The 18167-nt window shown below is 62.5% G+C and carries 16 protein-coding genes; all 16 read left to right on the forward strand.

Translation table 11 applies throughout. The features are described 5' to 3' along the window. The 16 genes from LT40_RS02350 to fliJ all read left to right on the forward strand — a co-directional run bounded on the left by LT40_RS02350 (position 1) and on the right by fliJ (position 18096). Entirely contained in the window at positions 1-1602 is a 1602-nt protein-coding gene (locus LT40_RS02350) for a flagellar hook-associated protein 3 (protein ID WP_043186015.1), read from the forward strand. Positions 1603-1873: 271 nt separating this feature from the next. After that, positions 1874-2800 carry a ketoacyl-ACP synthase III gene (locus LT40_RS02355; RefSeq protein ID WP_043186017.1) on the forward strand — a complete coding sequence of 309 codons (927 nt, stop codon included), beginning with the start codon at positions 1874-1876 and terminating at the stop codon, positions 2798-2800. Between the two features lie 544 nt (positions 2801-3344). Further along, positions 3345-4784, forward strand: a complete 1440-nt coding sequence (locus tag LT40_RS02360; protein ID WP_043186020.1) for a flagellin — start codon at positions 3345-3347, stop codon at positions 4782-4784. A gap of 72 nt (positions 4785-4856) precedes the next feature. Then, complete coding sequence (locus tag LT40_RS02365) at positions 4857-5207, forward strand: flagellar protein FlaG (protein ID WP_043193251.1); 351 nt, start codon at positions 4857-4859, stop codon at positions 5205-5207. Positions 5208-5287: 80 nt separating this feature from the next. Then, positions 5288-6745, forward strand: a complete 1458-nt coding sequence (gene fliD, locus LT40_RS02370; protein WP_084139706.1) for a flagellar filament capping protein FliD — start codon at positions 5288-5290, stop codon at positions 6743-6745. A gap of 203 nt (positions 6746-6948) precedes the next feature. Beyond that, on the forward strand, positions 6949-7356 hold the full coding sequence (gene fliS, locus LT40_RS02375; RefSeq protein WP_043186022.1) for a flagellar export chaperone FliS: 408 nt from the start codon (positions 6949-6951) through the stop codon (positions 7354-7356). A 10-nt stretch (positions 7357-7366) separates the two neighbouring features. Next, positions 7367-7660, forward strand: a complete 294-nt coding sequence (locus tag LT40_RS02380; protein ID WP_043186025.1) for a flagellar protein FliT — start codon at positions 7367-7369, stop codon at positions 7658-7660. A gap of 151 nt (positions 7661-7811) precedes the next feature. Next, positions 7812-9293, forward strand: a complete 1482-nt coding sequence (locus LT40_RS02385; RefSeq protein WP_043186027.1) for a sigma-54 dependent transcriptional regulator — start codon at positions 7812-7814, stop codon at positions 9291-9293. A gap of 225 nt (positions 9294-9518) precedes the next feature. Continuing rightward, the gene (locus tag LT40_RS02390; protein ID WP_043186029.1) at positions 9519-10727 is read left to right on the forward strand and encodes a sensor histidine kinase; all 1209 of its coding nucleotides are present in this window, start codon (positions 9519-9521) and stop codon (positions 10725-10727) included. Continuing rightward, positions 10724-12133, forward strand: coding sequence for a sigma-54-dependent transcriptional regulator (locus LT40_RS02395; RefSeq protein WP_043186031.1), 1410 nt, complete (start codon positions 10724-10726; stop codon positions 12131-12133). Before LT40_RS02390 ends, LT40_RS02395 begins: the two co-directional genes overlap by 4 nt. Before the next feature lie 151 nt (positions 12134-12284). After that, entirely contained in the window at positions 12285-12611 is a 327-nt protein-coding gene (gene fliE / locus LT40_RS02400) for a flagellar hook-basal body complex protein FliE (RefSeq protein ID WP_043186035.1), read from the forward strand. A 14-nt stretch (positions 12612-12625) separates the two neighbouring features. Next, positions 12626-14413: a flagellar basal-body MS-ring/collar protein FliF gene (gene fliF, locus LT40_RS02405; RefSeq protein WP_043186038.1), complete on the forward strand. Its 1788-nt coding sequence runs from the start codon at positions 12626-12628 to the stop codon at positions 14411-14413. After that, a complete protein-coding gene (gene fliG / locus LT40_RS02410; protein ID WP_043193255.1) occupies positions 14406-15425 on the forward strand; it encodes a flagellar motor switch protein FliG in 1020 nt (339 codons plus the stop codon). Before fliF ends, fliG begins: the two co-directional genes overlap by 8 nt. A gap of 99 nt (positions 15426-15524) precedes the next feature. Further along, positions 15525-16292, forward strand: a complete 768-nt coding sequence (gene fliH, locus LT40_RS02415; RefSeq protein ID WP_043186040.1) for a flagellar assembly protein FliH — start codon at positions 15525-15527, stop codon at positions 16290-16292. Next, positions 16282-17640, forward strand: a complete 1359-nt coding sequence (gene fliI, locus LT40_RS02420; RefSeq protein ID WP_043186043.1) for a flagellar protein export ATPase FliI — start codon at positions 16282-16284, stop codon at positions 17638-17640. Before fliH ends, fliI begins: the two co-directional genes overlap by 11 nt. Positions 17641-17646: 6 nt before the next feature. Beyond that, positions 17647-18096: a flagellar export protein FliJ gene (gene fliJ, locus LT40_RS02425; protein WP_043186045.1), complete on the forward strand. Its 450-nt coding sequence runs from the start codon at positions 17647-17649 to the stop codon at positions 18094-18096. Positions 18097-18167: the final 71 nt, after the last annotated feature.

Raw genomic sequence — 18167 nt, forward strand, 5'->3', positions numbered from 1 at the left:
ATGCGAATTTCCACCTCTCAGTATTTCGAGACCAGCGCGACCGGCTATTCCAAGAATTTCTCGGACACCGCCAAGACCCAGGCGCAGATCAGCTCGGGCAACCGCATCCAGAGCGCCGGCGACGATCCGGTCGGTGCCGCCAAGCTGTTGCAGTTGCAGCAGCAGAGCACCTTGCTGACTCAGTACAGCGGCAACATGACCAGCGTTACCAATTCGCTGACCCAGGAAGAAAGTGTGCTCGACAGCATCACCACGGCGTTGCAGCGGGCGCAGGAGTTGACCATCCAGGCCGGTAACGGTGGCCTGAGCGACGCCGACCGTACTTCCATCGCCAGCGAAATCGGCGAGATCGAGAAAAACGTCCTGGGCCTGCTCAACACCAAGGACTCCAACGGCCAGTACATGTTCTCCGGTTCCAAGACCAGCACGCCGCCTTATGTGCAGAACAGCGACGGCAGCTACACCTATCAGGGCGACCAGACTCAGCTCAGCCTGCAGGTGTCCGACACCCTGCAACTGGCCACCAACGACACCGGCTACGGCATCCTCGAAACGGCGGTGAACACCAGCCGCACGCAGACCAGCATGACCGCTCCAGTGGATGCAAACGGCGCCGTGGTCGACGACGGCCGGGTGACGGTGTCCGATGGCCGCCTGGAATCCTTGACCACCTACAACAAGGCCTTTACCGACGGTCAGCCGTACACCCTCAAGTTCGCGAGCAGCACGCAGTTCACCATCACCAGCAGCAAAGGCCTGGACGTGACGTCGCAGGTCGGCGGCAACGGCACGTTCGACCCCAAGGCGAACGGCGGTACCACCATCAGCCTGTACGGTGTGGAGTTCGACATCGACGTGGCGGCCAAGGACAGCGACCTGGGCACCGTATCCGATGCCGACATCGCCGGGCGCACGTTCAGCCTAGGCAGCAAGCCGGACAGCCTCAGCTCGACGCGCAACGCGGCCAATACCTCCACGGCGCAGCTGACCAGCGCGAACGTGACCAATACCGATGCCTACGCGGCCGGTTTTCCAGCCGGTGGGGCGGTGATCAAGTTCACCAGCAACAGTGAATACGAGGTCTATGCCCAGCCGCTGACCGATTCCAGTCGGGCCATCGGCAAGGGTACGGTGGACGCCGCTGCCAGTGGCAGTACGATCACGGCTGCAGGGGTGACTTTCAAGCTTTCCGGTGAAGCGGGCGCGGGCGACAGCTTCAGCGTCAACGCCAACAGCCACAAGACCCAGAACGTGCTGGACACGCTGCACCAGCTCAAGACGGCCTTGGAGAAACCGGTGACGGACGCCAAGTCCGCGCAGGCGCTGAAGAATGCCACCGATTCGGCTTTGGGCAATCTGGCCAGTGCCAACGAGAATATCGACATCTCCCGCGGGCAGATCGGTGCGCGGCTCAATTCGCTGGCCATCCAGAACGACGAGAACGTCAGCCTGGCCCTGGCCAACAAGAGCACTCAGTCGGCGATCGCCGACACCGACTTCGCCACGGCGTCGGTCACCCTGAGCCTGCAACAGACCATGCTGCAGGCGTCGCAGCTGGCCTTCGCGAAGATCTCCCAGCTGAGTCTGTTCAACAAACTGTGATGGGCGGGGCGCACGCCCTGCCTGCCGTGCCCGTGCACCGCGCGCCATTTCCTACGGCCTATGGCACAATAACTGTGTGACCAATGGGTCGAATCGTGCATCTTCACCCTTATGTAATGCCAGGCCGCTGCATCAGCGGCCTGCAGCTGCTTGTTTTTCGGCAGCGCTGGCGCCGTCCCCCGAGGTCGGCGCCGCCTGACACCCTTTTCGATGGCATCGCGCAAACGCCCCGCGCGATGGCCTCCAGCTACCTTTGTATTGGGAAGCCACAATGATTGGCATAAAAAGCATCGCGAGTTACGTGCCTGCCGAAGGCTTGGACAACTACGCCCAAGGTGCCAAATTCGCCAAGGATGAAGATTTCATCATCGGCAAGATCGGCTCGGCCTTCCTGCCGCGCAAGGCTGCCGAGCAGGAGACGTCCGACCTGTGCGTGGAGGCGGCCAATGCGCTGTTCGCCAGCAACCCGCAGTTGTCTCGCGAGTCCATCGACGCTCTGATCGTCGTCACCCAGAACGGGGACGAGGAAGGCTTGCCGCACACCGCCGCCATCGTCCAGGACAAGCTTGGCCTGGGGACCCACGTCGCAGCCTTCGACATCAGCCTGGGTTGCTCGGGCTATGTGTACGGCATCTATGCGCTCAAGGGCTTCATGGAAGCGGCCGGGCTGAAGAACGGCCTGCTGATCACCGCTGACCCGTACTCCAAGATCGTCGACCCCGAAGATCGCAACACCACCATGTTGTTTGGTGACGCGGCCACTGCAACCTGGATGGGCGAAGATGCGCCCTGGCAGTTGGGCAAGGCCAAGTTCGGCACCGACGGTTCCGGCGCGCCGCACCTGAAGGTCACCGATGGCGTGTTCTTCATGAACGGCCGTCAGGTGTTCAACTTCGCATTGCTCAAAGTGCCCGCGCACCTGCACGAGTTGCTCGACGAATCGGGGCTGACCAGTGCCGACGTCGATGCCTACTGCATCCACCAGGGCAGTGCGGCAATCGTCGACGCCGTGGCGCGACGGTTCGAGGAGGAGCCGGAGAAGTTCATCAAGGACATGGTCGAAACCGGAAATACCGTGTCCAGCAGCATTCCGTTGTTGCTGGAAAAACACGTACTGGATTCGTCCTGGAAACGAGTCGCCCTGAGCGGCTTCGGTGTCGGCCTGTCCTGGGGCTCGGCGCTTATCTACCGTCCCTGACACACCGCGCCGCCCGCCGACGCGGCTCGCGCCGCTGCTACAGACCCGGGCCGCGCGCCAGCGCAGCGTCGATCCAACCCCACCGCGTTGCCCGCCGACGCGGCGTCGATCCAACCCCACCGCGTTGCCTGCCGACGCGGCATTGATCCAACCCCACCAACCCACCGTTGCTCGCCGATGCGGACACTGCGATTCTCTGTAGCAGCGGCGCGAGCCGCGTCCGGTGTCACCGCGTTCTTGCAGACACACCACGTCCATCGCGTCGTGGCCCGCACCGGTGCGACCGTCTATCCGTTGACGCCAGAAATCCACGCTTTTCCCATTTACCTCCCTCAAGTTCCCCGTTCCCCGGACGAAATAGTTATCAAGAGAGATCAAGCCAACGCTTGCTTTTTCCGGCTACAGCGGCTCGAAGGCGAAAAAACATTGCAATCGCCCTCAAGCAAAGCGCTGAACCGACGATAACTACTATGAAGGTTCTCTAGGCCACACCCGGCGCTCGCCAGGGCCGGAAGCCACAGCTAACAACCCCGAGGAATTTGTCATGGCCTTATCCGTAAACACCAACACCGCTTCCTTGACCGTTCAGAAAAACCTGAACAAGGCTTCCGATGCGCTGAGCACCTCGATGACCCGTCTTTCCTCGGGCCTGAAAATCAACAGCGCCAAGGACGATGCCGCCGGCCTGCAGATCTCCAACCGTCTGACCAGCCAGATCAACGGCCTGTCGGTTGCAGTGAAGAACGCCAACGACGGTATCTCCATCGCCCAGACCGCTGAAGGCGCGATGCAGGAATCCACCAACATCCTGCAACGTATGCGTGAACTGGCTCTGCAATCTGCGAACGGTTCGAACAGCACCGACGACCGTACTTCGCTGCAGTCCGAGTACACCCAGCTGACTTCGGAACTGACCCGAATCGCCAACACCACCACCTTTGGTGGTCGTAACCTGGTCGACGGCTCGTTCGGTTCAACCGCCTTCCAGATCGGTGCCAACGCCAACGAAACCATCAACGTAACGTTGGGCGATGTGTCCGCCAACGCTATCGGTTCCCAGCAGGTCAAGAGCGTCGGCGTGCCTGTATCGGCTACCGGTGTCGCAGGCGGCGCAATCAAGGTTACCGGCGGCGGCACCACTGCAGATGTCACCATCGCTGCAAAAGCCTCGGCCAAGACCATCGCAGGTCAACTGAATGGTGCAGTGCCTGGTCTTACTGCCAGGGCAAGCACTGAGGCATCCTTCACTGTAGATGCAGCTGCCAAGACTGCTCCCGCGACTTTCACCATGAAAGTGGGCGATAGCGCAGCGGTGAGCATGGTCGGTGTGACCGATACAGCTTCCTTGGCCGATCAGCTGAACTCGAACGCTGCCAAACTGGGTATCAGTGTCAGCTATGACAGCAAAGCTGGCACTCTTTCGGTCAAGTCTGATACTGGTGAGAACATCGTATTCGGTGTAGATGCAGTGGCGGGGACTGGCGCAGGCAATGTGAAAGTGGCTACCAAGGACGCCAAAGGTGATCTCGGGACAGCTGTTGCCGTGACCGACGCCTTCATTGCCACCGGCGCAGTGTCTCTCGATTCGGCCAAAGGCTACTCTGTTGCGGGTGCTGGCGTAGAAGGTCTGTTCGCGGCTACCGGTACTACCAGTGCGGCCTCTGAACTAACTTCGGTGAGCAAAACCGACATCACCACCGCTTTCAACGCCCAGAACGCCATCGCTGCACTGGACAAGGCCATCTCCAACATCGACGCCCAGCGCGCCGACTTGGGTGCGGTGCAAAACCGTTTCGACAGCACTGTATCGAACCTGCAGAGCATCTCCGAGAACTCCTCGGCCGCTCGTAGCCGTATCCAGGACGCCGACTTCGCTTCGGAAACTGCCGAGCTGACCAAGCAGCAAACCCTGCAGCAGGCATCCACCGCGATCCTGTCCCAGGCCAACCAGCTGCCATCGTCGGTACTGAAATTGCTTCAGTAATACGGCGCTTTGGCTGACTAACGGAAGGGTGCCCACGCGCCCTTCCGTTTTTTGATTTTCGGGGTGATGAACATGGACATGAGCGTTACAGCGAGATTGCCTCTTGCCGCCACGTCAACGCCAGCGCTGCCCAGCGCCGCCTCCCTGCCTGCTCGGCAGGTCAAGCAAGATGAACCCGCGATGCAATCCGTTGCACCCGAGCGGGCCGAATTGGAACAAGCGGTGAAGGATATTCAGGCGCACGTCGATACTGCGCAGCGCAACCTGGAGTTCTCCATCGACGACTCGACCCACCACGTCGTGGTCAAGGTCATCGCTACGGACAGCGGTGAAATCATTCGTCAGTTGCCGACCGAGGCCGCGCTCAAGCTAGCGCAAAGCCTCGCCGACGGTCGCAGCGGTCTGCTCGACGCGAAGATCTGAACTGGCACGAAAAATGTAGCTGGGTGTGCTTGGGGCGGTATCCGTCAAAAACACGCCTGACTCGATTCTAGGAGATTGCGATGGCTACTGTTTCCTCCACCACCGGCACCACGGCCACTACCGCGACCGCCAGTACCTCCAGTACCAGTACCACGACCAGCACCAGCGGCGCGATCAAGTCCAGCGGTGTAGGCTCAGGCATCGATACCGACGCTATCGTCAAAGCGTTGGTGAATGCTGAAAAAGCGCCCAAGCAGAAGCAGATCGATACGCAAACGCTGACCACTTCCACGACCTTGACCGCCGTGGGCACCGTCAAGAGCGCGCTGGAAACCTATCGCACTGCCGTTGCAGCGATGAACAAGGCCTCGACCTTCAGTGGCTTGACCAGTGCTTCGTCCAACGAGAAGACCGCGTCGGTGACCGTGACCGATTCTGCCTCCAACGGTACCTACTCGCTGGAAGTGACCAGCCTGGCCAGCGCCTCGAAGATCTCTTCCGGCGTGTATGCCGAGAAGAGCGCGGCGGTGGTCAACGCTACGTCGTCGGCTCAGGACCTGACGATCAGTCAATCCGGCAAGGACAGCAAAGTCAGCATTCCGGCAGGCGCCACGCTGGCGCAGACCCGTGATCTGATCAATACCCAGATGGCCAGCCGTGGCATCAGTGCCAACATCCTGACCGACGCCAGTGGCTCGCGTCTGGTACTGAGTTCGTCGACCACAGGCTCGGGCACCGAAATTTCCATGTCGGCCAATGCCGACAGCGGGCTCGACAAATTGACTACTACCACCACCGTTACTGCGCCAGGCAATGCGAAATACAAGATCGACGGCATCGAGATGGAATCGTCGACCAACACAGTAGCAGCTGCTATCAGTGGCGTGTCGATCAAACTGTTGGAGGCCGGCGGTGAAAAGACGACCATCAGCGTCACCACCAACACCGACACCCTGAAAAAAGCCACCACCGGGTTCGTCGACGCCTACAACGCGCTCATGACCCAGCTCAACACCTTGACCAAGGTCAGTACCAGTGCCGATGGGACGACCAGCGGAGGAGGCCTGACCGGCGACTCCACCGTGCGCCATTTAATCCAGTCGATGCGTAACGAGCTGGTATCATCCTCGGGCTCAAGCAAGCTGACGCTGGGGCAGTTCGGGATCAACACCGACCAGAAAACCGGCCTGCTGGTGATGGACGATGCCAAGTGGAACACTGCCATGGCGGACACCGCCAGCGTGGCGGCCATCCAGGACATGTTCACCGGCAAGGACGGCCTGCTGTCGCGCATGACAACTGCGACCGACGCCTATGCCGTAAAGGGTGGCATTTTATCTTCACGTTCGGACTCACTCTCCGGCACGTTGACCAAACTGACCGAGCAGCAGCAAGCCCTGGATCGCCGGATCAAAAACCTCACCGATACATTGAACGCCAAGTATTCCGCGATGGACACCCTCGTTGCGCAGCTGAACGCCACCAGCAAGAGCATCATGACCACGCTCAATGCGCTGAACAAAACCGATAGCGATTGATTCCTGGTGAAAGCCGCGGGCCCGGTTCCTACCGGGCTTTTGCGTATCCACACCCTGCGAATTCCTCTATATCGCCGACGTTATCGGCCTGATGTCACATTCCCTCGCATATTCCCTTTTGGCTGGCTAAAGTTTTTCCCGCCCGCGACGACATAGTAACCAAGCGATACAACATCAAATCATGTGTTACGAGGTCCGCGACAATGAACGCCATGAGAGCGCTGAGCCAATACCAGAAGGTCGATTCCCATGCCCAGACATCCGAGGCCACGCCGCACAGGCTGGTGCAGATGCTGATGCAGGGGAGCCTCGATCGCATGGCCCAGGCCAAGGGTGCGCTGAGCCGTGGCCAGGTGGCGCAGAAGGGCGAAATGCTCGGCAAGGCCGTGGCCATCATCGGTGGCCTGCGCCAGGGGCTGGATCCGAGCAAAACTGCGAATGAAAAGTCCGTCAAGGACCTCGACGACCTTTACGCCTACATGTCCGGCCGCCTGACCGAAGCCAACATCAAGAACGATCCACAGCTGATCGACGAAGTCGCCCGGCTGATGATCACCGTCAAGAGCGGTTGGGACGCCATCGCCAACCACGATTCGGCCCTGCCAGCCTGAGGAGTTTGCCATGAGTGCACTACAGCGGATTCAGCAGACTCGCCATGCTCTGGTGGACGCGATGCAGGCCGGTGACTGGGATGCGATTGGCGTTCTGGACATCGAATGCCGCGCTTGCGTCGACAGCGTGTTGCAGGAGGTTCCGGAAGACCCTTCCCAGCTGCGCAGTCATCTGGAAGATCTGCTCGAGGTCTACCGTCAATTACTCAACGTCACTCGTTTAGCGCGTCAGTCAGTTGTCGACGAAATGTCACAGTTCACCCAAGCGAAGAACGCTGCAAAGGTTTACCATCTGTTCCGTTGACAGCCACTGCGCCATAAATTTGACTAAGTCGATTTTTTTGACTTTACTAGTGGCTGTTACGATTCGTCTGGCGTCTGTTAGCTGAAACCATGGCCGAAAACGTCGAGAGCGCCCTTTGGGGCTTCGAGTTGACTAGGGAAGTTGCTATTGCATGTGGCGTGAAACCAAAATTCTGCTGATCGATGACGATAGCGTTCGCCGCCGGGATCTGGCGGTCATCCTGAACTTTCTTGGCGAAGACAACCTGGCCTGCGGCAGCGGCGACTGGCAGATGTCAGTCGATGCGTTGTCGTCCAGCCGCGAGGTGTTGTGCGTCCTGGTAGGGGAGGTTGCATCGGGCAATCTTGCCGGCCTGTTGAAGACGCTCGCCAACTGGGACGAGTTCCTGCCCGTGCTTCTGCTGGGCGAGCCAGGCGCCGTCGAGCTGCCCGACGACCTGCGGCGTCGCGTGTTGTCCCACTTGGAGATGCCACCCAGCTACAGCAAGCTGCTCGATTCGCTGCACCGCGCTCAGGTCTATCGCGAGATGTACGACCAGGCCCGCGAACGCGGCCGTCAGCGCGAACCCAACCTGTTCCGCAGCCTGGTCGGCACCAGCCGTGCCATCCAGCATGTGCGGCAAATGATGCAGCAAGTGGCCGATACCGATGCCAGCGTGCTCATCCTTGGCGAGTCGGGTACCGGCAAGGAAGTGGTCGCGCGCAACCTGCACTACCATTCCAAGCGTCGCGACGCGCCGTTCGTGCCGGTCAACTGCGGCGCCATTCCGGCCGAGTTGCTCGAAAGCGAGCTGTTCGGCCACGAGAAAGGCGCCTTCACCGGGGCGATCACCAGTCGCGCCGGGCGTTTTGAGCTCGCCAACGGCGGCACCCTGTTCCTCGACGAGATCGGCGACATGCCGCTGCCGATGCAGGTCAAGCTGCTGCGAGTGTTACAGGAACGGACATTCGAGCGCGTGGGCAGCAACAAGACTCAAAGTATTGACGTACGCATCATCGCTGCTACCCACAAGAACCTGGAAAGCATGATCGAGGTCGGCACCTTCCGTGAAGACCTGTACTACCGCCTGAACGTGTTCCCCATCGAGATGGCGCCGTTGCGTGAGCGGGTGGAAGACATTCCGCTGCTGATGAACGAGCTGATCTCGCGCATGGAGCATGAGAAGCGCGGCTCGATCCGTTTCAACTCGGCGGCCATCATGTCGCTGTGTCGTCATGGCTGGCCGGGCAACGTGCGTGAGCTGGCCAACCTGGTCGAGCGCATGGCGATCATGCATCCCTATGGCGTGATTGGCGTGGTCGAGTTGCCGAAGAAATTCCGCTACGTGGACGACGAAGACGAGCAGTTGGTCGACAGCCTGCGCAGCGATCTGGAAGAGCGCGTGGCAATCAACGGCCATACGCCCGACTTCGCCTCCAGCGCCATGCTGCCGCCCGAAGGTCTTGACCTCAAGGACTACCTGGGCGGCCTGGAACAGGGCCTGATCCAACAGGCACTGGACGACGCCAACGGCATCGTCGCGCGCGCTGCCGAACGCCTGCGCATCCGCCGTACCACCCTGGTGGAGAAGATGCGCAAGTACGGCATGAGCCGCCGCGAAGGTGAAGGCGAAGAGCAACAGGCAGAGGATTGACGCCTGTAGCCGGAATGGCCGCTGCTTCTCCAGCAGCGGCCAGGGTTGTTGCACTACCTAGCGCTTCGTTCGAAACGCGCCAAGCGTCTGAACTCACAGGCTTTCCTCGCGGTTCCCAACATACACTCACACTCCCTGCATCCCTCGGGCTTTCATCCGGCACGGCTATTGCTTTTATCCCTTTCACGATACCGTTTTTGACGGTGAGCCAAGTGAGAGAGAGCCATGCCACAGGCCGCTATCCAGCCGTCCGCTTCCCAGCCCCGTAGCGACGTTGCCGTGCCTACCGACGGTCGCCAGGCCTTGGACCAGTCCTTCCTCCTGTTCGACCGGATGTCCGACCGCCTGAGCGACTCCTACAGCATGCTCGAAGAGCGCGTGGCAGCACTCAAGGGTGAACTGGAAGTGGTCAGCGCGCAGCGTCTGGCTGAACTGGCGGAAAAGGAGCGCTTGGCAAATCGCTTGCAGAACCTGCTCGATCTGTTGCCCGGTGGGGTGATCGTCATCGATGGGCAAGGGCGCGTGCGCGAGGCCAATCCGGCCGCTCTGGACATGCTCGGGGCGCCACTGGAGGGTGAGCTGTGGCGCGAAGTGATCGTCCGCAGTTTTGCCCCACGTCGCGACGATGGCCATGAAATTTCCCTGATCGATGGGCGACGCCTGTCGATTTCCACCCGCTCGCTCGACGCCGAACCCGGTCAATTGGTGCTGCTCACCGACCTTACCGAAACCCGCCGATTGCAGAGCGACGTGGCGCGCAGCGAACGGCTGTCGTCACTGGGCCGGATGATGGCCTCGCTGGCCCATCAGATTCGCACGCCGCTGTCAGCCGCGCTGCTGTACGCCAGCCATCTGACCGACAAACCCCTGCCGGTGCAGACCCAGCAGCGTTTCGCCAACCGTCTCAAGGAGCGTCTGCACGAACTGGAACATCAGGTGCGCGACATGCTGGTGTTCGCCCGCGGCGAGCTGCCGTTGTCCGATCGCCTGGCGCCCAGGCAGTTGTTGCAGGCCTTGCAGGCCGCCGCCCAGCCTCACGTGCGAGAAGTGGCCGTGCGCTGGCAGTGCGACAGCCACGCTGGCGAGCTGCTGTGCAACAAGGACACCCTGGTCGGTGCCGTGCTTAACCTGGTGAGCAACGCGATCCAGGCCAGCGCCGGGCAGGCGCGCTTGAAAGTCCATCTGTATAGCCGTGGCGATAACCTGCGCCTGTGCGTCAGCGACGACGGGCCCGGTATGGCGGCGGCGACGCTGGCCCGCCTGGGCGAGCCGTTCTTCACCACCAAGGCTACCGGGACCGGGCTCGGCCTGTCGGTGGTCAAGGCAGTGGCGCGGGCGCATCAGGGGGATCTGGTGCTGCGTTCCACCGTTGGCCGCGGCACCTGCGCCACCTTGACCTTGCCGCTGGTGGCCCTGCAGGAGCGCGAACCATGAGCATTAAGGTGTTGCTGGTCGAGGATGACCGTGCGCTGCGCGAAGCCCTGGGCGATACGCTGGAGCTGGGCGGGTTCGAATTCGAAGCGGTGAGCTGCGCCGAGGAGGCGTTGCTGGCGGTAGCACGCGAGCCTTTCGGGATCGTCGTCAGTGACGTCAACATGCCCGGCATCGATGGGCATCAACTGCTTGCGCTATTGCGCGCCCGACAGCCGCAACTGCCGGTATTACTGATGACTGCCCACGGGGCGGTCGAGCGGGCGGTAGACGCCATGCGCCAGGGTGCAGCCGATTACCTTGTCAAGCCGTTCGAGCCGCGCGCCTTGCTCGATCTGGTGACCCGCCATGGCCGCGGCCTGATCCCGCCCGGTGCCGATCAAGGTCCGGTGGCCCTCGAACCGGCCAGCCTGGCCTTGCTCGAGCTGGCGGCGCGGGTCGCGCGCAGCGATTCCACGGTGCTCATATCCGGCGAGTCGGGTACCGGCAAGGAAGTACTGGCGCGCTACATCCACCAGCAGTCGCGACGCGCAGACCAGACCTTCGTGGCCATCAACTGCGCAGCGATTCCCGACAACATGCTCGAGGCCACCTTGTTTGGCCATGAAAAGGGCGCGTTCACCGGCGCCATCGCAGCCCAGGCCGGCAAGTTCGAACAGGCCGATGGCGGCACCTTGCTGCTCGATGAAATCTCCGAGATGCCCTTGGGGCTGCAGGCCAAGCTGTTGCGCGTGTTGCAGGAGCGCGAGGTCGAGCGGGTCGGCGCGCGCAAACCCATTGCCCTGGACATACGCGTCATCGCCACCACCAACCGCAACCTGGCGGCGGACGTGGCGGCGGGGCGCTTCCGCGAAGACCTGTTCTATCGGCTGTCGGTGTTTCCGTTGGCCTGGGCGCCCCTGCGCGAGCGCCGCGGCGACATCCTGCCGCTGGCGCGACGGCTGCTGGCTCGGCATGTCGACAAGATGAAGCACGTGCCGGTGCGCTTCTCGCCGCAGGCTGAACAGACACTGCTCGACCACCCCTGGCCAGGCAATGTGCGCGAGCTGGACAACGCCATCCAGCGCGCGTTGATCCTGCAGCACGGCGGCCTGATTCAGGCGGCTGATTTCTGCCTGGTCGGTTCGGTGGCCGCGGCACCGTTGCCGCCGTTGAGCCTGGTGGTGCAGTCTCGCGCCCCAGTGTTGCCATTGGAGTCGCAGGCGCCGGCCGGGCTTGCGGCCGGTGCGTTGGAAGACGATCTGCGCCGACGCGAATTCGAGATGATCATCGACATCCTGCGCAGCGAGCGTGGCCGCCGCAAGGAAGCCGCCGAGCGCCTGGGCATCAGCCCGCGGACCCTGCGCTACAAGCTGGCGCAGATGCGCGATGCCGGAATGGACGTGGAGGCCAGCCTGTTCGCCTCCTGAACCGCGCCCGCTGACCGCCAGTGGGTGTGGTGATTTGTCGCCATCGATCTGTTTCGCAACCCTGCCACCGCAACTGGCACCCTCCTTGCTAATACCTCTGTAGTGAATGCAGCAGTGTCAAAAAAACGCAGGTCGTCGCAGAGGGTCACCCATGAGCCAAGGTATTGAATTCAACCGCTTGATGCTGGACATGCGCGCCATGCAGGCGGACGCCATGGCCAGACCCAAGGCGGTTGCGGCGCCGGAAGTCGGCGCCAGCAGCTTTGCCGACATGCTTGGCGGCGCCATCAACAAGGTCGCGGACGTGCAGGGCGCTTCCAGCCAGCTGGCCTCGGCGTTCGAGATCGGCAAGAGCGGCGTCGACCTCACCGATGTGATGATCGCCTCGCAGAAAGCCAGCGTCTCCTTCCAGGCCTTGACCCAGGTGCGCAACAAACTGGTCCAGGCCTACCAAGACATCATGCAGATGCCGGTCTGAGGACGAATTGAGTCATGGCTGAAGCGACCACCGACAATCTCCCGGCCAAGAGCGGCAACAAATCGCCGCTCATGGGTCTGTCCGTCCTGCAGAATCTGTCGCAGATGACCATGCTGCGTCAGGTCGGCCTTTTGGTCGGCCTGGCGGCCAGCGTCGCCATCGGCTTTGCCGTGGTGCTGTGGTCGCAACAGCCCGACTATCGTCCGCTGTACGGCAGCCTGGCGGGCATGGACACCAAGCAGGTGATCGACACCCTGACTACGGCCAACATCCCCTACACCGTCGAGCCCAACTCCGGCGCCTTGCTGGTCAAGGCCGACGACCAGTCGCGCGCCCGCATCGCCCTGGCGTCGGCCGGCGTCGCCCCCAGCGACGGCAATGTCGGCTACGAATCGCTCGACAAGGAACAGGGCCTGGGCACCAGTCAGTTCATGGAAACCGCGCGTTATCGCCGCAGCCTGGAAGGCGAACTGGCCCGTACCATCGGCAGCCTGAACAACATCCGCGCAGCGCGTGTGCACCTGGCCATTCCGAAAAGCTCGGTGTTCGTCCGCGACGAGCGCAAGCCGACCGCCTCGGTACTGGTGGAAATGTACCCCAACCGCACCCTGGACGCCGGGCAAGTGGCGGCCATCGTCAATCTGGTGGCGACCAGCGTCCCCGAACTGAACAAGTCCAACGTGTCGGTCGTCGACCAGAAGGGCACCTTGCTGTCGGCCCAGCTGGAAGACAACGCGCTGACCATGGCTGGCAAGCAGTACGATTACAGCCGACGCATGGAAAGCATGCTGACCCAACGCGTGCACAACATCCTGCAACCAGTGGTGGGCAACGATCGCTTCAAGGCCGAAGTCTCTGCAGATCTTGATTTCAGCGCGGTCGAGTCCACCTCCGAGCAGTTCAACCCGGAGCAACCAGCGCTGCGCAGCGAGCAGTCCACCACGGAACAGCGTTCAAGTGGTTCCGGCCCTTCGGGTGTGCCGGGGGCGTTGAGCAACCAGCCACCGGGGCCGGCCACCGCGCCACAGAACGCCGCCCAGGGTCAGGCCGCGGCCGGTGCGATCCAGCCGGGCCAACCGCTGCTCGACGCCAACGGCCAGCAGATCATGGATCCGGCCACCGGCCAGCCGATGCTGGCGCCGTACCCGGCCGACAAGCGTCAGCAGTCGACCAAGAATTTCGAGCTCGACCGTTCCATCAGCCACACCAAGCAGCAGCAGGGTCGCCTGACTCGGTTGTCGGTCGCCGTGGTGGTGGACGATCAGGCCAAGATCAACCCGGCCGACGGTACGGTGACGATGGCGCCCTGGAACGCCCAAGAACTGGCGCGCTTCACCCGCCTGGTACAGGACGCGGTGGGCTTCGATGCCAGCCGTGGCGACAGCGTGACCGTGATCAACGTGCCGTTCGCGGCCAATTCGGCTGAAGTCATCACCGAGCCTGCGTTCTACAAGGAACCGTGGTTCTGGGACATCATGAAACAAGCGCTGGGCGTGTTGTTCATCCTAGTCCTGGTGTTCGGTGTGCTGCGTCCGGTGCTGACCAACATCACCGGTGGTGGCAAGGGCAAGGCAGGCGATGCCGAACTCGGTGCCGCTGGCGCGCTGGGCGGTGTAGCCGCCTTGGGCATGGACAGTGAGCTGGCCAACGATCGGGTCAGCCTGGGTGGTCCGCAGAGCATTCTGCTGCCCAGCCCGACCGAGGGCTATGACGCCCAGTTGAATGCAATCAAGAGTCTTGTGGCCGAAGACCCGGGCCGTGTGGCCCAGGTCGTGAAAGAGTGGATCAATGCCGATGAGTAGTTCACAAGCCGTCACCCCCAAGCTGACCAAGGTCGACAAGGCCGCCATCCTCCTGCTCTCGCTGGGTGAAACCGACGCGGCGCAGGTGCTTCGCCACATGGGCCCCAAGGAAGTCCAGCGCGTGGGCGTGGCCATGGCGCAGATGCGCAACGTGCACCGCGAGCAGGTCGAGCAGGTGATGAGCGAGTTCGTCACCGTGGTCGGCGACCAGACCGGCCTGGGCGTAGGCTCCGACAACTACATCCGCAAGATGCTGACCTCGGCCCTGGGCGAAGACAAGGCCAACGGCCTGATCGACCGGATCCTGCTGGGCGGCAATACCAGCGGCCTGGACAGCCTGAAGTGGATGGAGCCGCGGGCCGTGGCCGACGTCATTCGCTACGAACACCCGCAGATCCAGTCGATCGTCGTGGCCTACCTTGACCCCGACCAGGCTGGCGAGGTGCTGGCGCATTTCGAGCACAAGGCGCGCCTGGACATCATCCTGCGCGTGTCCTCGCTCAACACCGTCCAGCCGGCAGCGTTGAAAGAGCTCAATACCATTCTGGAGAAACAATTCTCCGGCAACTCCAACGCCACGCGGACCACCCTGGGTGGGGTCAAGCGTGCTGCCGACATCATGAACTTCCTCGACAGTTCGTCCGAGGGCCAACTGATGGACTCCATCCGCGAGGTCGACGAAGAACTGTCCGGGCAGATCGAGGACCTGATGTTCGTCTTCAACAACCTCAAGGACGTCGACGATCGCGGCATCCAGGCACTGTTGCGCGAAGTGTCTTCGGACGTGCTGGTGGTGGCCCTCAAGGGCGCCGACGAAGGCGTGCGCGAGAAAATCTTCAAGAACATGTCCAAGCGTGCGGCCGAGTTGCTGCGCGACGACCTGGAAGCCAAGGGGCCGGTACGCGTCAGCGACGTCGAGTCGGCGCAGAAGGAAGTGCTCACCATCGCCCGGCGCATGGCCGAAGCGGGTGAAATTGTGCTCGGTGGCAAGGGCGGGGAAGAGATGATCTAATCATCCCTTTCCCAGACCTCTGTCGTTGCAGTCGGCTGCCCTGCGGCAGCCGGCTCCGAGCGGCCCCACTTCGCACCCAGGCGTCAGGAATCGCAAGCCATGTCCCGCCCCCCGCAAGAACCCGTCAGTGAACTGATTCGCGCCGTCGACGCGCGCAGTGCCGACCTGTGGGCGTTGCCCAGCTTCGATCCCGAGCGGCCCGTCGCCGAGGTGGTACCGGCCCCGGTGTCGGTCGAGGAGATCGAAGAAGTTCCGCTCGACGAAGTGCAACCCATCACCCTGGAAGAGCTGGAAGCCATTCGCCAGGAGGCCTACAACGAGGGCTTCGCCACGGGCGAGAAGGAAGGCTTCCACAGCACCCAGCTCAAGGTGCGCCAGGAAGCCGAAGCCGCGCTGGCTGCCAAGCTCGCCCAGTTCGACCGCCTGTTGGGGCACCTGCTGACGCCCATCGCCGATCAAGACACCCAGATCGAAAAATCCCTGGTCGAGCTGGTGGGGCACATCGCGCGCCAGGTCGTTCGTCGCGAGCTGGTGACCGATTCCAGCCAGATCGAAAAAGTGCTGCGCGAAGCGCTCAAGCTGCTGCCCATGGGCGCCAACAATATTCGCATCTTCATCAACCCCCAGGACTTCGAGCAGATCAAATCGCTGCGCGAGAAGCACGAGGAAAACTGGCGGATCCAGGAAGACGATGCATTGCAGCCCGGTGGCTGCCGTATCGAAACCGAACACAGCCGCATCGATGCCAGCATGGAAACGCGCATCACCCAGGCCATCGCGCAACTGTTCGACCAATTGCACGAGCAGAACATGCATCCGGCTCCGGCCGACATCAACATCGACCTGGAGGCGCCCGATGAAGCTTGATCGCACCAGCTTCGGCAAGCGTCTGGGCAGCTACGAGGCGGCCATCGACCTGCCGCGCCAGCCCATCGTCGAAGGGCGCCTGCTGCGCATGGTCGGCCTGACTTTGGAAGCCGAAGGGCTGCGCGCCGCCATGGGCAGTCGCTGCGTGGTGATCAACGACGACAGCGACCAGCCGGTGCAGGTCGAAGCGGAAGTCATGGGCTTCTCGGGCAGCAAGATCTACTTGATGCCAGTGGGCAGCGTGAGCGGCATCGCGCCCGGCGCGCGAGTGGTGCCGGTGGCCGATACCGGGCGCCTGCCCATGGGCATGAGCATGCTCGGGCGCATCCTCGACGGCGCCGGGCGCGCGCTGGACGGCAAGGGCGGCATGAAGGCCGAGGACTGGGTGCCAATGGACGGCCCGACCATCAACCCGCTCAAGCGCGATCCCATCAGCCAGCCGCTGGATGTCGGTATTCGCAGCATCAATGGCTTGCTGACGGTGGGCCGTGGCCAGCGCCTGGGCCTGTTCGCTGGCACCGGCGTAGGCAAGAGCGTGCTGCTGGGCATGATGACGCGCTTCACCGAGGCCGACATCATCGTCGTCGGCCTGATCGGCGAACGTGGGCGCGAGGTCAAGGAGTTCATCGAACACACGTTGGGCGAGGAGGGGCTGCGGCGTTCAGTGGTAGTGGCCTCGCCCGCCGACGAAGCACCGCTGATGCGCCTGCGCGCCGCCATGTACTGCACGCGTATCGCCGAATATTTTCGCGACAAGGGCAAGAACGTCCTGCTGCTGATGGACTCGTTGACCCGTTTCGCCCAGGCCCAGCGGGAAATCGCCCTGGCCATCGGCGAGCCGCCGGCGACCAAGGGCTATCCGCCATCGGTGTTCGCCAAGTTGCCCAAGCTGGTCGAGCGCGCCGGCAACGCCGAGGCCGGCGGCGGCTCGATCACCGCGTTCTACACCGTGTTGTCCGAAGGCGACGACCAGCAGGACCCTATCGCCGACTCGGCGCGAGGTGTGCTCGACGGCCACATCGTGCTGTCCCGGCGTCTGGCCGAGGAGGGGCATTACCCCGCCATTGATATCGAAGCGTCGATCAGCCGGGTCATGCCCAGCGTGGTCAGCCCGCAGCATCTGGGCCAGGCCCAGCAGTTCAAGCAGCTGTGGTCGCGCTACCAGCAGAGCCGCGACTTGATCAGCGTCGGTGCCTACGTGCCCGGTGGCGACCGCGAAACCGACCTGGCGATTGCCTTGCAGCCGCAACTGGTGCGCTACCTGCGCCAGGGCCTGAACGACAACGAAAGCCTGCAAGCCAGCGCCGAGCGCCTGGCGGCGGTGTTCACACCTGTGGCACCGGGGTAAACGCCGATGGCGATGAGTCGCGCAGCCCGCCTGGCCCCGGTGGTGGAAATGGCCGAAAGCACCGAGCGCAAGGCCGCCCAGCGCCTGGGTCATTTCCAGGGCCAGGTGAACTTGGCCGAAGCCAAGCTGGCGGAGCTCGAGCGGTTTCGCAACGACTACCAGCAACAGTGGATCAGCAATGGCAGCCGTGGCGTTTCCGGGCAGTGGCTGATGAACTACCAACGCTTTCTCAACCAGTTGGAAACCGCCGTCGGTCAACAGCGGCAGAGCCTTGTGTGGCATCAGAACAACCTGAACAATGCGCGCACCACCTGGCAACAGGCCTACGCCCGTGTGGAGGGGCTGCGCAAGCTGGTACAGCGCTATATTCTCGAGGCCCGGCAGTTGGAAGACAAACGTGAACAGCGCCTGCTCGACGAGTTGTCGCAGCGCCTGCCCAGGCACGACAGCTTTTAATCAGAATTCGTCAGTACCCTGTTGAACGTCCTGCAGCGCAGTGCTAAACCTTGCCTGCAGGGCACACCCAA

It is taken from the genome of Pseudomonas rhizosphaerae (assembly GCF_000761155.1).
Classification (GTDB): domain Bacteria; phylum Pseudomonadota; class Gammaproteobacteria; order Pseudomonadales; family Pseudomonadaceae; genus Aquipseudomonas; species Aquipseudomonas rhizosphaerae.

Excerpts from the sequence above, each read along its gene's own strand:
- fliG (WP_043193255.1), top strand. The coding sequence starts at position 14,406 with ATGAGTAGTTCACAAGCCGTCACCCCCAAGCTGACCAAGGTCGACAAG.
- fliF (WP_043186038.1), top strand. The coding sequence starts at position 12,626 with ATGGCTGAAGCGACCACCGACAATCTCCCGGCCAAGAGCGGCAACAAA.
- LT40_RS02350 (WP_043186015.1), top strand. The coding sequence starts at position 1 with ATGCGAATTTCCACCTCTCAGTATTTCGAGACCAGCGCGACCGGCTAT.
- LT40_RS02390 (WP_043186029.1), top strand. The coding sequence starts at position 9,519 with ATGCCACAGGCCGCTATCCAGCCGTCCGCTTCCCAGCCCCGTAGCGAC.
- fliJ (WP_043186045.1), top strand. The coding sequence starts at position 17,647 with ATGGCGATGAGTCGCGCAGCCCGCCTGGCCCCGGTGGTGGAAATGGCC.
- fliE (WP_043186035.1), top strand. The coding sequence starts at position 12,285 with ATGAGCCAAGGTATTGAATTCAACCGCTTGATGCTGGACATGCGCGCC.
- fliH (WP_043186040.1), top strand. The coding sequence starts at position 15,525 with ATGTCCCGCCCCCCGCAAGAACCCGTCAGTGAACTGATTCGCGCCGTC.
- LT40_RS02355 (WP_043186017.1), top strand. The coding sequence starts at position 1,874 with ATGATTGGCATAAAAAGCATCGCGAGTTACGTGCCTGCCGAAGGCTTG.
- fliD (WP_084139706.1), top strand. The coding sequence starts at position 5,288 with ATGGCTACTGTTTCCTCCACCACCGGCACCACGGCCACTACCGCGACC.
- LT40_RS02380 (WP_043186025.1), top strand. The coding sequence starts at position 7,367 with ATGAGTGCACTACAGCGGATTCAGCAGACTCGCCATGCTCTGGTGGAC.
- LT40_RS02385 (WP_043186027.1), top strand. The coding sequence starts at position 7,812 with ATGTGGCGTGAAACCAAAATTCTGCTGATCGATGACGATAGCGTTCGC.
- LT40_RS02395 (WP_043186031.1), top strand. The coding sequence starts at position 10,724 with ATGAGCATTAAGGTGTTGCTGGTCGAGGATGACCGTGCGCTGCGCGAA.
- LT40_RS02360 (WP_043186020.1), top strand. The coding sequence starts at position 3,345 with ATGGCCTTATCCGTAAACACCAACACCGCTTCCTTGACCGTTCAGAAA.
- fliI (WP_043186043.1), top strand. The coding sequence starts at position 16,282 with ATGAAGCTTGATCGCACCAGCTTCGGCAAGCGTCTGGGCAGCTACGAG.
- fliS (WP_043186022.1), top strand. The coding sequence starts at position 6,949 with ATGAACGCCATGAGAGCGCTGAGCCAATACCAGAAGGTCGATTCCCAT.
- LT40_RS02365 (WP_043193251.1), top strand. The coding sequence starts at position 4,857 with ATGGACATGAGCGTTACAGCGAGATTGCCTCTTGCCGCCACGTCAACG.